The organism is Candidatus Flexifilum breve (genome assembly GCF_016713355.1).
The window spans coordinates 160779-177589 of record NZ_JADJPI010000011.1; the positions used below are offsets into that span (position 1 = coordinate 160779).

A 16811-nucleotide genomic window follows, 5' to 3' on the forward strand; every position below is an offset into this window, starting at 1 on the left:
GAGACCGCCGACTCCATCACGCTTTGCGGGATCATCGCTATAATCGGGTGACTCTTGGGACACGAACAGCAGTAATTATTCGACTCAGATGCGAGGCCGAGCGTGGATATTCAGGATAACTATCGTCGTTTGTTGGGTCTGTGGGGACGCATCGACCGCCAACATAATCAGGTGATCGCCGCCACCATTCCCGCGCGCAGTACCGTGCTCGATATTGGCTGTGGGTATGGCTCGCTGGTCCATGAATTGTGCCAGCAGGGCATTGACGCGCAGGGGGTCGAAATCGACCCGGAAGCGGTGCGCCTGTCGAAAACGCTGTACGGCGACCTGCCGATCACGCTGGTCAATGCGGAAGACATTCACGCTTTCCCCGACGCCAGCTTCGATGTCGTCGTGCTCAAAGATGCGTTTCATCATGTGTACAACGAACATGACTATCGCAAGTCGTTCGGGCAGTTCTGGCGCATCCTCAAACCGGGTGGCCGCCTGATCATTTTTGACCCGAATCCCATGTTCATTCTCCGGTTAGCGCGCAAACTCATCCGCCATGTTGACCCCGAGGCGGCGCGTCCCGTAGCCGAAGCCGTGCTGCGCGAGTTTCATTTTGAGATTGGCGGCGTGCAGTATTACGAAGTGATCGGTTTGCCGCTGAGCGGCGGCTTTGTCGGCCCGGTGCTCGTGCCCAATTGGCGGCCCGCGCACAGCGCTGTTGCCGCGCTCAATCACGGCTTGTCACGCCTGTTTGCCGTGCTGGGGCTGGGATCAAGTGTGTGCTGGCGCTACTGTCTGTGGGGCGTCAAACCTATAACGCGCTGAAGATCGTCCAAACAAAAAGGACGCCTGTTGTGACGTCCTTCTGCGCACTGTCTAGATCGGTCGCCCGGCGTTACTTCTGCTTGATGCGTGACCGGAAGTAGCCGTGCACGAAGCGGTAGAATTCCATCGCGTTCTCCGGACGGTGTTTGTTGGCGTCGAGCTTGCGGGCGATGCCCGCGTTGCTGTCCTGCAGTCCCTTGGAGTCGGCGCGTTCGGTGATCATCAGCGTAAGTTCGGGGATGCGCTGCATGTCGATGGCGAGGTCGCGCACCAGTGAGCGGCGTTCATGCAGGGCGATATCGCCCCACAAGCTCTCCAGCTCGCCGATGAGCGCTTCCGCGCTGATCGATGGGCGCGGTCCCGTCGGCGGGAAGGTGCGCAGCGCGTTCTTGAGCAGCCGCGCGATCTGGTTGACTTCGCGCATGAGCACGGGAGCGGAGCGATCTGCCAGCGGGTGATTGCCGGAGACCTTGTCGGTGCGCGCGCTCAAGCGTTTGCCCCGCGCGAAATATCCGCCCATCACGCGGAAAATGTCGAAGATGGTGACGGCGCTGCCCTTGCCTTCGGTCAACTGCTGCACCTGCTCGTCGGTTTCCCGGGCATGCACCGTGCGATGCTGCGCCGCCAGGAGCGCCAGCGTCTTGAGCATGTCGACGACGGCGGACGACAGCAGATTGCGGTCGGTATCGTTCAGCCCGCCGTTGAGGCTGTCGAGGTCGCTCAACAGCGCGGGAATCGACGGCAGTTTGCTCTTGTCGGCAAAGCTGAGGCCCGTATCGTACAGGAACTGCGCGGTCGTGTGCACCGAATAAGCGTAGTCGGCCAGCGATTCGCCGCCCATCATGCGCCGAATGTAGTAGGCTGCTTCCAGCGCCGCGCCGATCTGGTCACCTAACTGCGCCTTGATCTTCTCGACGGACTCGAGGGCGTCGGCGTCGCTCAGGCGGCGGACGAAGCGCCGCAGCGAATCCATCGCCACCCCTTTGACCGCATCATCCCAATCCAGCGCTTTGTACACTTCGATCATCGGGGCGACGCCGTCTTCGCCTTTGCGGGCGGCGGCGACGGGCAGCAGGGCGGCGACGCGCACCGTGAAGTTTGAGTCGCGCCGTTTGACGTGATAGTTCAGGAGCTGCATCAGCAGATCAAGCTGAATCGCGTCGGTGATCATGCGGTTGCCGAAGACCAGCGCCGACAGGTCGGCGGCGAGGCTGTCCTGCGTCCACCCGTGCTGCTCCAGCGCGCCGAAGTAAGCCATCGCCAGCGGCAGCGGCTTCATTCCCTTGTCGTCGAGCGCCTTAAGCGCCGTCGCGGCATCTTCTTTGGGGAAGGGGGTTTCGAGGAACAGTCCGCGCAGCAGCGTGGCGTAACTCAGCATTTTGTCCGCCGGGTAGAGCATGCGATTCTGGCGCAGCAGTTCGCCCGCCAGTTCGTCGTAGGCCTGCCGTGCCAGCAGAATTTGCAGCAGATAGCGCGAGCCGTACATGCCCAGCGTGTCGAGCGCTTCTTCGCTGGACAGGCTGCGCACCAATGACCGCAGGAACGCGTCGTAGGTCGCGCCGTGCGGCGAACTCGCCGCCGCGACCAGCGCTCCGAGCGCGGTGTTATCCAGCAGGTCGCGCCGGTTAGCCAGATTCGCCAGTTCGGCGAAGCGGATGATGAGCAGATTCTGCGCGTCCGGGCCGAGCGCGCTCGCCGCCTGCGCCAGCAGACCCGGCGACGCGCTGAGCGAGTTTTCGTCGCCCATCGTGTCGATCAACTGGGTGATCGCGTCGGGCAGGTACGGGTGGAGCTGCTTGATTGAAGTGAATTTTTGCCAGCGTGTACCCGTCAGTGTGTTTGCGCCGAGCAAAAACACAGTTTCCGCCAGCGGCTGATGCTGCACAGCCAGCGGCAGCGAAATCTCGATCAGGCGCGCCATGATGCTGGTCGCTTCGATCATCGAGCCGTTGCGCTGCAAGTGCCGCAGGAAAGCGGTCAGCGCGTCGGCGGCGCCACTCTTGGCGAGCATTTCGGCATAAGCCGCGGCGGCGCGCTGCGCCAGTTCGACCCAGTACATGCCTTTGAAGCCGAGTGGATTCGACAACCAGCGCAGCAGCGTGCGATACACGCGATCCGCTTTGCCGGTGCCGAGCGCATCGGACATCTGCTTCATGATGACGCGCTCGAGGTCCGGTTGGCCGCGCACGACGACCGCGAGGACGTCGGCGTGTTCGATCTCGTCGAGGCCGAGCGCGAACGCCAGTAGATGCCGCACATAGGCGGCGCGCAGTTCTTCGGTGAGCGTCGGGTCTTCCGCCAGAATCTTCGCCGCATCGCTGGAGGCGACGGGCTGATTGTTGTTGATCGCCGTGTCGATGCTCAGGCGATAGGAGGCATATTTGAGCGAGTCCGAGAGGCTGTCGCCGCGTTTGAGCCGCCAACCCGCCACCGCGGTCATGGCGCTCGTCTGCTGGATGACCAGCGACATATCGAGGCGCAGTTGGCTCTTGATGAAGCGGCTGTACTCGTCTTCGACCTTGTTGCCCATGAGTTCAGCGGTCGGCCAGTTGAACACGAGCGCATTGCTCGGCGGCGCGCCTTCGTGCAAAAAGCGAATCTGCGCGTCGACTTTGGTGCTCGGTAACGTGTGGGTCGCGAAGGTCACGCCAAAACGGGCGGGTGGGGGCAGCAGCGTGAGCAAGCCTTCGATGAACGCCACGCGCTGCGCGGGTTCAAAGGGCGCGTTGAGGATGACGACCTGCACGTTCTGGATGATCGCCGAAAGCAGCGCTTCAATCACATCCATGCGGTCGCGGGTGGCCGTCATCAGCGCGAGCATCGCGCCTTCCTGCGCCGCCAGCGAGGGCACGGTCACCTGCGGGAGCGTCAGCACGGGAATCGTATGACCGACGGTGTCATACGACGGCATCTTCGCATCGACCAGTTTGCTCAAAATGCGCAGGTTGCCGCCGAGCGCGCGCAGCACATCGACCGAAATGAGGATGACATGCCGCATAGCTTGTCCCCGGTCGCCGATTTGCGCCTGTGCCAGCATAAACGGAATCGTTTTGCCGCGCAGCAGCGCCCACGATCCGTTGTGCATGTTGAGCATGGGGGGTAAACGCGCCTCATTGATCGCTTCCGCGGCGTGTTCAGTTTTCACGCCCGGCGACGAAGCCAGCAGGCGCAGTTCTCCGTGCGGCTTTCCTTGATAGAAAAGCTGTCCGTAGTAGAAGTGTTCGAGAGCATAACCTGCGGGCGACAACATCGGTTCGCGCTGCCTTAAAATGATTACAGATGCAGTAATCTCTGAAAAAAGCCGATCCCTGAGTATGATTATAGCGTGCCTTATCATAACCACGGATTGAGATTCCAGCATGCGTACTTTAGTGGGTCTGGCGGCGCTGTTCGGGGCGCTCGGTGTGGCGCTCGGTGCGTTTGGGGCGCACGGTTTGGCCGGTTTCTTCGCGGAGAATCCCGCTGCTGAGGGGACTTTTGAAACGGCGGTGCGTTACCATTTGATCCATGCGGTCGCGCTGCTCGGCGCGGCGTGGATTTATGAACGGTTCCCCTCGCGCTGGTCGCGGTGGGCGGGGTGGCTGTTCGTCGCGGGGACCCTGCTGTTTTCGGGGAGTCTGTACCTGTTGAGCCTGCTCAACCTGCGCTTCATGGGCGCGGTCGCCCCGCTCGGCGGCGCGAGTTTGATCGCCGGGTGGTTGTGTCTCGGCCTCGCCGCGTGGCGCGCGGAGAAATAATCGCGCGCTCGACAGGGTGCCCAGTGGTGCGCCCTACGCTTCTCCCGCCTTTGTGCGTAGGGACGCGTCAGGGCGCGTCGAGTTGTTTTTGCCGAATATCAACGGTTCTCCACACGCAGATCGGCAAAGAATCCTTCTGTGCCGACATCAACCCAAAGCCCGATCCCTCCTGTTGCATTCGCTCCATGCTTCAGATCGTTCACGATTAACACGGGATGCTTGCTCCCGTTCAAATACAGCTTTGATTTTTCATTTTCAACCTCACTCTCCATTGACCCACGCGTCGCCTCAGGAAACTCCTTCCGGAGCCGATCAAACTTGAAATCGGGAGACAGCAAGAGCCGTTTTTGCCCCGCCCCGCTCTTCCTTGGCTGGGCGGATGTAGATACTTCGAACTGAGAATTATTGGCGCAATTCTAAAGGCAACCCGAAAACCCGCGGGCAAAACTGGGCACAAGCCACCTCCGGTTACAAAGGGGGAAGAACGGGACGAATTTCTCCCGTTTTTATGTTGATATTCTGCAATCAGCAGGCGCTGCGCGGACTCGTTTATCTGGTCGGTCAACCAGCCGGGCTTGTGCGAGCCCTTACGTAGGCTTATTCTTCTGGAACCTGGGGAGCGGTAACCTCGCGCGGGTTGCTTTTCGCATCTCCCTAAACCCATTCCGCATCCGGCGCGGGGTAAGGGAGTGAGGTGGTATAACGTTTACGCACGCCTGACGCCAATTCAGCATATAATGCGCGTATAACAGCAATGAAACGTTGACGCGGCGTAAATTGGCGTTTCGTCAGTTTCGCCAGTATAGTTGGAACTAAATTACGCGCAGATTCCCGGTAGGGATGGGCAAGGCGAGGCATGAGCAAAGGTCGCATTCTGGTCGTCGAAGACGACTTCGACATCTCCAATATGCTGCGGATTTACTTCACTGGGCAGGGCTATGAAGTGCAGGTTGCCCCGAAAGGCGGCGAAGCACTCTCGCTCACTCGCAAGCAGCTTCCCAATTTGATCGTGTTGGATATCATGCTGCCCGATATGAGCGGCTATGACGTGTGCCGTGAACTGCGGACCACCACGCGCACCAGCCACATCCCGATCATCTTCCTAACGCAAAAAGACGAACGCAGCGACAAGATTCAGGGTCTCGAACTCGGCGCGGATGATTACATCGTCAAGCCGTTTGACATCGAAGAGCTCAAGCTGCGCGTGCAGAACGCCATCGCGGCGGCGAACCGCCAGACACAAATCGACTCGAAGTCGAACCTGCCGACCGGGCGCCTGATCGAAGATCACCTGCGTTCGCTCATGCACAACGGCAAGGCGTGGACGTACGTTGACCTCAAGATCAACCAGTTCGACTCGTTCACCGATGTGTACGGTTTCGTGGCGGGTGATGAAGTGATCCGCTTCATGGCCGTGCTGCTCGGCGAAGTGATCGACGAGGCGGGCACGCCGGACGACTACGCCGGACACCCGGGGCGTGACAATTTCGTGATCATCACGCACGCCGCCGACCCCGACAAGCTGAAAGATCGCCTGATCGAAGTGTTCAACGACAAGGTGAAGCAGCACTATTCGTTCATCGACCGCGAACGCGGCTACATCCTCGTGCCGGACGCCGTCTACGGCGAAAAGCAGGTGGCGCTGATGTCGCTCTCCGCTGGGTCGGTGTCGACGAAAACCCATCAGTTTTCTGACATTCGCGAAATCACGGAAATGGCAGCCGAAAATCGGCGTCGTGGCTTGACCGGACAAGATAACAGTGCCGCCAACCTCCTAACCTCGTGGTAATCACGCTCGATATAGATTTTCCTCTGGGGTGAACCTATGGGGCTGCCGATAATTCTGTTTGCAGGCGCGGTCGTCATTCTGCTCTGGCTCTACCTGTGGTCACTGCAGCGCCAGAAGATGGGGAACATTCCAGAGGTCGAAGAAGTCCTCGTTAAAGTCCCCACCGTCTCCGGCGATGCGGTGATTGTCGCGCGGGAACATGGCAAAATCGTCCACGCGAATGAGATTTTGCGCCATTGGCTGAATCTCGAAGCTGACATCCCCAATCTCGAATATGTGGCCAGTGTCGCGCAGCCGAGCGACACGTTTTTTGAATTGTTCACGCGGGAAATGCAGGCCTCCTTTCAGTTGAATCGCCGCTGGGTGCAGGCCACGTCGCATTTCATCCCGGCGGGCAGCGAGACGCGCATCGTCGTGATTTTCCGCGAAATCGGTGGGGCGATGGCTAGCACAGCGGCGGATAACGTCAATCTAGCCATTGCCATCAACCTCGTCGACGAAATCGGCACGACCATCAACGCCAGCCTCGGTGTGGAACAGGTGCTGCTCACGCTGCTGACGATTGTGCGCAAGCACATCAACGCCGACGCGGGTGAAATCTCGCTGTTTGACGAAAACACGAGCACACTCACGCCGCGCGGGTGGGCAGGTGATTTCGCCTATGTGCTGGCGCTGGCCGAACAGGGCGGCGTCTACCACTTCGACGAAGGCATCACCGGGTGGATCGCGCGCTACCAGCGCCCGGTGCTCGTGTCCGACGTGAACGATCCGGCGGCGGTGAAGCCCAAACTCGCCAACGGCATGTATCAGAGCTTCGTCGGGCTGCCCCTGCTCATGGGCGACCGTCTCCTCGGCACATTCGAACTCGCGCATAAAGAGCCCGGCCACTTCACGCAGGGGCACTTCGCCCTCCTGCAGGCCGTCTCCAGCCAGTTGGCGACCGCCATCTACAATGCAGAACTCTACACGCAGCAGACCCAGCGCATTGAAGACCTCGCCAGCTTGCAGGGCTTGAGCTACGTCAGCGGCGACCCGGAAGATACCTACGCCGCGCTGACCGAACGCATCGCGCGCCTGCTCAACGCGCAGATCTGCGGTTTCCTGCTCTACAACGAATTGCGGCATGCGCTCGTCGCGGAACCGCCGTTCTTCGGCCTGCCGGTGCAGTTGGTACGCAGCTATGCGATTCCCATGCCGGAAGGCTCGCAGCAGTACAAGACGTGGCAGTCCGCGCCGTACTGGTCATCGAACGACCTCAGCGACGACGAGACGTTGGCGGAAGCCTTCAACCAGACGATGCTGCGCAACGCGGCGGGCGTCACCAACACCGTGCTCATGCCGCTGGAAGTCGGTGCGCGCCGCATTGGCATGCTGCAGGTCGCGAACAAGCGGTCACAGGGCGGGTTTGGTCTGCGCGATATCCAGCAGTTGAACCTGCTGACCGCGCAAGCCGCCGTCATCGTCGAAGAAATTCGCCTCGCGCAGCAGGAACTCGATCAGGAAGCCGAAATGGCGGGCTTGCAGGAGATCGCGCAGGCCTTCGGCGAAATCAGTCACGAAAGCGAATTCTTCACCGCCATCAACGACCGCATTTCGCGCATGTTCAACGTGGAATACTGCGGCGTGCTGCTCTATCAAGAGTATAACGATGCGCTGGTCGCGCAGACGCCGTTCCTCGGCCTGCCCGATGAGGTGGCCAGCCACTATGTGATTCACCTGCCGGAAGGCAGTCCGATTGCTCACGTATGGACGGATGAGGATTACTGGTTCACCAACAACGCCGCGACCGACAAGATCATGCTGAGCGCGGGCTTGGCCGACTTCGTCGCCACGCACGATATCCGCCAGTCAATATTGGCGACGCTCTCCGCGGGTGGTCGGCGCATCGGGGCGGTACAGTTGGCGAATCGCCGTGACCGCGTCGACTTCGGTGACAAAGACGCGCGCCTACTGCTGATTTTCGCCGCGCAGATCGCCGGGATGATCGAAAACACGCGCTTGTTCCAGGAAGCGCAGCGCCGCGCGGAAGAATCCGAACGCCTGCGCCGCATCGCCGAACTGGCGGGCGCGATCATGACGCCGGATGACGACTTTTCGACCATGCTCGCGGAAGTCGCCGCGCTGACAGACAGCCCCTCGGTGTTCGTGAGCATCTTCGACGCCGAAAAAGGCCGTCTGGCGACTTACCAGCGCAACACGCACAACGTGCCGCTGGACGAGACCGTCGTCTATGACACGTATGCCAAAGGCATGGAATACAGCGTCGCGCTGTCCCGCCGCCCGTTCATCAGCAACGACATTCAGAATGATCCGCGCGCGCTCGATAACTACAAAGACGCAGCGCTCAAGTATGGCATGCTGACCGTGTGCCTCGTGCCGCTGGTCGTCGGCGATCAGTCGCTCGGCGAAATGGGCATTGTCAACCGCTTCGAACCCGCCTATGGCGAGGCCGATCTCGCGCTGCTGCAAGGCGTCACCGTCCAAATCGCCGCCGCGCTCGACCGTGTGCGCCTGTACGAGGCGACGGGGCACAACCTCAGCCGCCGCCTGCAGGAACTCGACGCGATTTCCCGCGTGAGCAACGAACTTGCGCTCACGCTCGACTTTGACCGCGTGCTCGACGTGATCCGCGTGGAAGCTATCCGCGCGACTGAAGCGCAGGCCAGTACCGTCGCTCTGCTTCAGCCGCCCTCGGACTGGATCAAGGTGGATGAGCCGCGCCTCGAACGGCGTCTCGGCGAACGCATCGCCACGGGTTTGATCGATCTCGAACTCGCGGCGATCAAGGCAGGGACGGACGCCGTCATCGTCGACGACTATAGCCGGTCGAGCTATGCGCCCGCACCGGATCATGCCCGGTCGGCCATTGCCGCCGCCTTCACCTACGAAGAGCGCGTGGTCGGCGTCATTCACCTGTATCACGATGACCCGGCGCAGTTCGATAACCGCGCCGCCACCTTCCTGATGACGCTCGCCGCCAAGGCCTCGCTCAGCTACGGCAACAATCTGCGCTACCTCGAAAACAAGGATCGCAGCGACCGTTTGCGCCGCCGTGTCGATCAGCTCAACCAGATCTTCGAACTGGGGCAAATGCTCCAGAGCACGGTCGATCCGGTCATGATGCTGGAAGCCATCGCCTACAGCGTCCAGCAAAGCTGCGGCTTCGACGTGGTGATGATGACCATGCTCGAAGGCCCGACGATCCACCGCGTCGCGCAGGCTGGTCTGCCCATCGACGCGTTCGAGGCCAGCAAGAAGAACACCATCACCCGCGACCAACTGGATCAACTGTTCGCCTTCACCGAGTACAACATCAGCGAGTCGTACTTCCTGCCGTTCGAGAAGGTCACACAGTGGTATGTCGACGGCTTGGAGACGTTCAACGCGAACTTCGCCGTCATCCGCACTATGCACCCCCGCAACAAAGCCGACTGGCACGACGGCGATATGCTGCTCGTCCCGATTCAGGGTGCGGGCGGCGATTTGCTCGGCGTGATGAGTCTGGATCGTCCGTTTGACGGTAAGCGCCCCGACCGCGCGCTGATCGAAATCCTCGAAATCTTCGCGCATCAAGCCGCGTCGATGCTGGAAAACACCCGCCTCTACCTGACCTCGACGCGCAGCGCCGAACAGGAAGCGCGGCTCAACGAAGTCATGGAAGCGATCACCACGACGCTCGATATCCCCGAAATCGTGGAGTCGGTGGCGCGTGGCTTGCAGCGCATTCTGCCCTTCGCGCGTCTATCGATGGCGCTGCTGGACAGCGAACAGCAAAACTTTGACCTCGTACAGGTCGTCGTGCAGCCGGATGACACGCTCACTGTGGCGCGCGACCGCCGTTCATCGCTGGCGCGTACCGCCCTCGGGCGCACCTTCGACACGGCGCAAGAATACCTGTATCGCGCGGGCGATGCCGAAGTCAATGAACTGGAAGATCTGCGCGGCTGGGCGGCGCAGGGGCAGCATATCGGCCTCGTCATGCCGCTCGCCAGCGGTGGGACGACGCTCGGCGCGCTGCACATTGGCTGCAACGATCCCGAACACATCACCGCGTTTGACGAGCAGCGAGCGCTCCTCAAGCGTATCGCCAACCTGACGGCGATTGCCGTCGAAAACGCGCGCCTGTTCAGTCAAGCGGTTAACCTGCGCTTCTTCAACGAGTCCGTCGTCGAATCGATTCAGCAGGGCATCATCGTGCTGGATCGCTCGGGGCGCGTGCTCACGGTCAACGAGTTTATGCGCACGCGCTTCAACTGGGGTGAAGCGGGCGCGCGCGAAGACCTGTTCACGTATCGCCCGTCGCTGCGCTTCCTCGCGGATACGCTGCGCGTGGTCACCGAGAAGGGCGTGCCGCAGGCGCTCATCAACCAGACGATTCGCGAAGAGGGCAAGAACCTCGTCCTCAACCTGTACCTCTACCCGCTGCGGTCCGCCGATACCGTACGCGGCGCAGTGCTCCTCATCGACGATGTGACCGACCGCGCCCGCCTCGAACAGGATATCGCCGCGCGGGCAGCGCAGTTGGCAGCCCTGACCGAAATCTCCAGTCGCATCACCGCCGCGCTCCGCCGTGACGAAGTGATCGCGCTGGCCTTCGACGAAATGCAGAACGTGATCGGCTACGACATCATGTCGCTGTGGTGGATCGAAGACGAAGACGTGGTGCTGGAAGCGGCGCGCGGCTACGAACCGCAGGCCGACGGCACGCGCGTGCAGATCGCCTCGCATGACCGCCTGCGCCGCGTCGCCGATACACAGCGCGCCGTCACCATCAGTCACCTGCAAGGCTGGGACACGCTCCCCGGTGAAGGTGGTCACCAGAGCTGGCTCGGCGTGCCGCTGCTCCGGCAGGGGCAGGCGGTCGGCATGATCACGCTGGCGGTGGCGCAGCCCGCCTTCTACGACGCGCAGGCCGAACAAGCCGCGCTCGTGTTCGCCAATCAACTGGCGGTGGCGCTCGTCAACGCCGATCTGTTCGAAGAAGCGACCATGCGCACGCAGCGCCTCAGCCTGCTCAACCGCGTGTCGGTCGCGCTGGCGCAGTCGCTGGATAACGAGAACATCCTCGAAGTCGCCCTGCGCGAAATCTCCGAGACGCTTGGCATCGACCGCGCCAAAGCCTACCTGTTTGAGCGTGAGACCAATGTCGCCCGCTTGGTGGTGGAACGTCCGCGCGGTGATCTGCCGCCGTACGAAGTGCTCGACCTCAAGCAGAGCGTGCTCTTCTCGACCATGAGCCGCCATCCGGAACCGATCCTGATCGAAGACCTCAACACCTATGCGGATCGTTTGCTCGTCGAAGAATTGCGCCTGCGCGGGATCGTCGGCTACGCGGCTATCCCCATGACGGTCGGCGGGCAGACGAGCGGCGTCTTCGAAATGGAAATCTACGACACGCCGCACAAGTTCGACCTCGAAAAGCTCGATCTGGCGCTGATCATCGCTAACCAGGCGGCGATTGCCGTGCTCAACGCCAATTTGCTCGAACAAACGCTCACCCGCACGCGCGAACTCGAAACGCTGCTCGAAGCGGCGCAGGCCACCTCGTACACGCTCGATCTCGACGAAGTGTTCGGCAGCGTCGTCCGCCTGATTTTGCAGGCGCTGGACATGGACGACTGCGCGATCATGATGTACGACAACGTCGAAGACATGCTCAAGGTCGAGTACGACCTCAACCGGCAGGGCGACGAGAGCCGCATTACCCCGGCGGGCACGGCCTACGATCTCAAAGAGTACCCGGCGAAGATGCGCGCCGTCCATGATGGGCAAATCCTCGTCATTCGTCGCAGCGACCCCAACGCCGACCCGCGCGAACTGGAAGAGATGGAACGCGCAGGCGATACGGCGCGCATGCTCGTCCCGTTGATTGTGCGCGATCAGGCGATTGGTTTGCTGCAAATCGAACTGCAATCGGAATTCCGCACGTTCACGCACCGTGAAACGCGCATGGCGCAGGCGCTGGCGGCCCAGGCGGCCATCAGCATCGAAAACGCGCGTCTCTCGACCGAAACCGCCGCGCAGGTGGAACAGTCGCTGGTCATCAACGACCTGTCCCGCGCCATCTCGTCGACGATGGACGTGAACGACATGATCCGCATTGTGCGCGAACAGGTGCCGCAGCTCACCGACGCCGAAGAGATGTATCTGGCGCTCTACAACGCGGAGACGCAGGACATCATCTTCCCGATGGCGGTGCGCGCGGGCAAAGACTACACCATTCCCTCGCGCAAGCTGGGCAGCGATGAAGTCTCGTTCGTCATCAAGTACCGCCGCCCGCTCCCGCTCGGCGGTGACAGCCCGAACCCGACGGAAGTGCGCCGCAACCTCGGCATCACCAACGGCGAAGATAACGCGCTGCGCTACCTCGGCGTGCCGCTGATCGCCGGCGATCAGGTGGTCGGCGTGCTGGCCGTGCGCGACACGCAGCAGAAGCGCCCGTTCGGCTTGAACGATCAGCGCATTCTGACGACGATTGGCGCGCAGCTCGGCGCGACCATTCAGAACGCCCGCCTGTTCCAGCGCGTGCAGAACTTCGCCGCCGAACTCAATCAGCGCGTTGAAGAGCGCACCATCGAACTGGAGCAGGAGCGCGACCGCATCGACTCGCTGTACCAGATCGCGGCGGAACTCGGGCGGACGCTCGACACCAACCGCGTGCTTGATCGCGCGCTCGACATGGTCGCTAAAGCCATCAACGCGGAAGACGCGGTCGTGCTGCTCATCGACCCGCTGACGGATCGGTTGTACAGCCATGTGTCGCTGGCGCACAAACCGCGCCGCGGCGGTACGGGGCGCCGTGGCGATGTCGAACGGCGCTACCACCCCGCCGAAATGCTCGGCAACTGGGTGATGAACAATTCGAGCGCGGCCAACGTGCCCGACCTGCACGCGACCGATTACTGGAAGCGCGAAAACCCGGACGCGGAACAATGGCGCAGCGGCGTGGCCGTCGTGCTGGAGACCAACGAAGACGTGCAGGGCGTGATGGTCTTCCTCAGCCAGCAGCCGAATCACTTCACCGAGCCGCAGATGAAACTGGCGGTCGCGGCGGCGAGTCAGGTGGCGGCGGCCGTCAACAATGCCGACCTCTATAACCTGATCCGCGATCAGAATGATCGCATGGCGACGCTGCTGCGTGCCGAACAGGAAGAAGCCGAAAAGAACAGCGCCATCCTCGAAGGTATCGCGGACGGCGTCATGCTGGCGGACTCGAGCGGGACGGTCATCCTGTTCAACAGCGCCGCCGAAGCGATCCTCGGCCTGCGCCGGGACTACGTTCTCGGTCAGCCGCTCTCCCGCCTGACGGGGACGGAAGGCTCGGCGACGTGGACGAGCGCGCTCAATAACTGGTCGCTGCGCCAGCGGCGTCCCGACGAAGAACTGATCCTCGACCGCGTGGATGTCGGTCGGCGCATCGTCAACGTGCATGCCTCCCCGGTGTATACGGGTGATCAGGTGCTGGGCACGGTGGCCGTGTTCCGCGATGTCACCAAAGAGACCGAAGTCGACCGCATGAAGAGCGAGTTCATCTCCAACGTGTCGCACGAACTGCGCACGCCGATGACGAGCATCATGGGTTATGTCGATCTCATGCTCAAGGGCGCGGGCGGCGATGTCAACGAGCAGCAGCGGCAGTTCCTGTCAACCATTCGCAGCAACGCGACGCGCCTCTCCAACCTCGTGAACGACCTGCTGAACATTTCCAAGCTCGACAGCGGGCGCGATCAGCTCACGCTGACCGATGTCAACCTGCAGGATGTGATCGTGCTGGTGGCGTCGAGCGTGCGCGGGCGGGCGCAGTATCAGAACAAGGCGATGGACGTCGAAGTGAAGATCGCGCCGGACCTGCCCACCATTCGCGCGGATCGGGATAAGCTCACGCAGGTGGTCAGCAACCTCGCCGACAATGCTTTCAATTACACGTATGCTGGTGGTAAGATAAACATTGAGGCTCAGCTTCAACCCGACGGCAAAAATGTTCTGATCACGGTGCGTGACAGCGGGATCGGCATTCCGGAACAGTTCCGCGAACGCATCTGGAATCGCTTCGAACGCTACGAAGAACACGCCCTCGTGATGGATGTGGCGGGCACGGGGTTGGGGCTCTCGATTGTCAAAACGCTGGTCGATATGCATCAGGGCGAAGTGTGGTTCGACTCCGAAATCAACCAGGGGACGACGTTCTACATTTCACTGCCCGTCGCCGGCCCGCAAACCATGTTGAGCCGCATCACTGCCGAAGAACCATCGGTCGAGGGACAATAGAACAATGGCGCGCATTTTGGTTGCAGAAGATGAACGGGATATCCGCGAGCTGATCAACTTCACGTTGATGTTCGCCGGGTTTGAGGTGACGCTGGCCGCGAATGGCGCGGAAGCCGTCGAACGGGCGCAGGCGGCGCTCACCAGCGGCACGAAGCCCGATATCATCATGATGGATGTGCGAATGCCGAAAATGACGGGATACGAAGCCTGCCGCCACATCAAAGCGATGGGCGATTACAAGGATACCCCCGTGATTTTCTTGTCGGCGAAGGGGCAGGACGAGGAAATTCAAACCGGTCTGGATGCGGGCGCGACGGCCTACATCCTCAAGCCGTTCAACCCCGACGATTTGACCCGCCGTGTGGAAGAGATCCTCAAAGGTTGATGCCGTAATTCAGCATCGTTGTCGGAGCGAGACGTGAGCGCCATCACAGCAGGCGGTGATTTAGTTCATTACGAGGTACTGGGTCGCGGGCGTCCGGTCATTTTAGTGCATGGCTGGTTAGGATCGTGGCGCTATTGGATTCCCACGCTCCAGCATTTGCAATCGAATTACCGACTGTACGCGCTCGATTTGTACGGTTTCGGCGATTCCGCCAAGAACCCGGCCAAGTACAACATTGAGCATCAGATCGCGCTGCTCGAAGATTTCATGGTGCAGTTGGCGATCACCAAGGCCGCGTTTGTGGGGCACGGGCTCGGCGCGATCATCGCCGCCGAATTCGCCCGTCGCTACCCGGATCGTGTGCCGCGCCTGATCGTGGTCGACGCGCCGCTGTTCGACACCGGCGATCTCGACCGCCGCGCGCCGCTGGTGCGCAAAGTCGCCGCGCGCCCGACCCTGCCGCAGCCGGAAGTCAACCCGAGCGCACCAACCATCATGAGCGCCAGCGCCGCCATGCGCGCCGCGCTCGTCGAAGCCGCGCGCGCCAAGCTGAATGGGCAGCTCCCCGCCGAACTCGAAGAGATCGCCGGCCTCCCCGCCGACGACCGTGAGGTTTACGAGGCGCATAACCCGCTGCTGCCGCTCATGGACGGCACGACGCTTGAACTGCTGCTCGGTCGCTGCTTCCGCCGCGCCGAACCGAACTACGACAAGCTGCTGGTGGATGTGAGCAAGATCGATGCGCGCGTGCTGCGGCGCTCGGTCGAACATTTCGACTCCGGGCGCATGCTCGACACGCTGCGTCTGCTCAATGTCCCGGTCGTCGCCATCCACGGCCTCGAAGACCCAATCATGCCGCCGCCGCGCGACGAAGTCCTCAACTATCTGACGCACGAAAAGGAACAGACGCTCGTCCCGGTGCTGCTGCCGAATGTTCGCCACTTCCCCATGCTTGAAGATGAGCGTTTTCCCCGTATGATTAATGACTACCTCGAAGCCGCCGACATCAGTCGTGTTGAACAGAAGGAACGCTGGAAGCGGCGCCACCGCTAGACGGAGTGGGTTTTGAATAGAGCGATTATTTTTGCCAATGGGGACATTAATGACGGCGAGATGGTGCGCCGCGCCTTGATGTTCAGCGGTGAGTCGTTGCTGATCGCCGCGGATGGAGGCGCGCGGGTCGCCGCGCACTATGGTCAGCGCCTGGACGCCGTCATCGGCGACATGGACTCCGCTGACCCGGCGCACCTCGCCGAACTGGAAGCGAATGGCACGCAGGTGCTGCGCCATCCCGCCGAAAAAGACGAGACCGATTTGGAATTGGCGCTGCTGTGGGCCGTCGAACGCGGCGCAACGTGGATACGCATTGTTGGCGCGGTCGGTGATCGCCTCGACCAGACGCTGAGCAACATCTATCTGCTGGCGCTGTCCGCGCTGCAGGGCTGCGACGTGCGGATTGTCGCCGGGAAAGAGGAGACACAGCTCGCCAAACCGGGCTGGACGTTCCTCGAAGGGCAGCAGGGCGACACCGTGTCGCTGCTGCCGCTCAATGGGACGGTCTTCGGCGTCAAGACGGAAGGGCTGTACTATCCGCTGCGCAGCGAAGATTTGTACTTTGGCCCGGCGCGCGGCGTGAGCAACGTCATGACGCACGATAAGGCGGTCGTGTACGTGCGCAGCGGCATACTGCTCATCGTGCACACGCTCGGTCGGGCGTAAAGCGAGCCGCCAAGCGGTCAGGCTGTAGGGACGAGGCATGCCTCGTCCTTTTTGTTGATCGATGGAGGGTTTCGTCCCTACCAAAACCATTGTGAGG

General features: G+C 61.5%; 9 protein-coding genes. 7 read left to right on the forward strand and 2 right to left on the reverse strand.

The features are described 5' to 3' along the window. Positions 1–102 precede the first annotated feature (102 nt). Complete coding sequence (locus IPK17_RS12505; protein WP_343418022.1) at positions 103–816, forward strand: class I SAM-dependent methyltransferase; 714 nt, start codon at positions 103–105, stop codon at positions 814–816. A gap of 70 nt (positions 817–886) precedes the next feature. Here IPK17_RS12505 and IPK17_RS12510 read toward each other — a convergent pair whose 3' ends face one another. Further along, complete coding sequence (locus IPK17_RS12510) at positions 887–4066, reverse strand: hypothetical protein (protein ID WP_343418023.1); 3180 nt, start codon at positions 4064–4066, stop codon at positions 887–889. A gap of 109 nt (positions 4067–4175) precedes the next feature. Here IPK17_RS12510 and IPK17_RS12515 point away from each other — a divergent pair, with 109 nt between their 5' ends. Further along, positions 4176–4553 (forward strand): DUF423 domain-containing protein, encoded by a 378-nt coding sequence (locus IPK17_RS12515; RefSeq protein WP_343418024.1) that lies wholly within the window; start codon positions 4176–4178, stop codon positions 4551–4553. 98 nt (positions 4554–4651) lie between these two features. On the opposite strand, the gene IPK17_RS12520 is transcribed toward IPK17_RS12515, so the two are convergent. Continuing rightward, the gene (locus tag IPK17_RS12520) at positions 4652–4825 is read right to left on the reverse strand and encodes a hypothetical protein (protein WP_343418025.1); all 174 of its coding nucleotides are present in this window, start codon (positions 4823–4825) and stop codon (positions 4652–4654) included. A 584-nt stretch (positions 4826–5409) separates the two neighbouring features. Between IPK17_RS12520 and IPK17_RS12525 the strand changes: the two genes are divergently transcribed. From IPK17_RS12525 to IPK17_RS12545, 5 genes are read left to right on the forward strand one after another with little or no spacing between them, the layout of a single operon-like run. Further along, entirely contained in the window at positions 5410–6342 is a 933-nt protein-coding gene (locus IPK17_RS12525) for a GGDEF domain-containing response regulator (RefSeq protein ID WP_343418026.1), read from the forward strand. 36 nt (positions 6343–6378) lie between these two features. Continuing rightward, positions 6379–14610, forward strand: a complete 8232-nt coding sequence (locus IPK17_RS12530; protein WP_343418027.1) for a GAF domain-containing protein — start codon at positions 6379–6381, stop codon at positions 14608–14610. Positions 14611–14614: 4 nt separating this feature from the next. Next, entirely contained in the window at positions 14615–14995 is a 381-nt protein-coding gene (locus tag IPK17_RS12535) for a response regulator transcription factor (RefSeq protein ID WP_343418028.1), read from the forward strand. Between the two features lie 33 nt (positions 14996–15028). Further along, entirely contained in the window at positions 15029–16048 is a 1020-nt protein-coding gene (locus IPK17_RS12540; protein WP_343418029.1) for an alpha/beta hydrolase, read from the forward strand. A 12-nt stretch (positions 16049–16060) separates the two neighbouring features. After that, positions 16061–16714, forward strand: coding sequence for a thiamine diphosphokinase (locus IPK17_RS12545; RefSeq protein ID WP_343418030.1), 654 nt, complete (start codon positions 16061–16063; stop codon positions 16712–16714). Positions 16715–16811: the final 97 nt, after the last annotated feature.

Bases quoted from the DNA above. Each gene is read 5' to 3' on its own strand.
- IPK17_RS12510 (WP_343418023.1), bottom strand. From the start codon at position 4,066: ATGTTGTCGCCCGCAGGTTATGCTCTCGAACACTTCTACTACGGACAG.
- IPK17_RS12535 (WP_343418028.1), top strand. From the start codon at position 14,615: ATGGCGCGCATTTTGGTTGCAGAAGATGAACGGGATATCCGCGAGCTG.
- IPK17_RS12530 (WP_343418027.1), top strand. From the start codon at position 6,379: ATGGGGCTGCCGATAATTCTGTTTGCAGGCGCGGTCGTCATTCTGCTC.
- IPK17_RS12525 (WP_343418026.1), top strand. From the start codon at position 5,410: ATGAGCAAAGGTCGCATTCTGGTCGTCGAAGACGACTTCGACATCTCC.
- IPK17_RS12515 (WP_343418024.1), top strand. From the start codon at position 4,176: ATGCGTACTTTAGTGGGTCTGGCGGCGCTGTTCGGGGCGCTCGGTGTG.
- IPK17_RS12520 (WP_343418025.1), bottom strand. From the start codon at position 4,825: ATGGAGAGTGAGGTTGAAAATGAAAAATCAAAGCTGTATTTGAACGGG.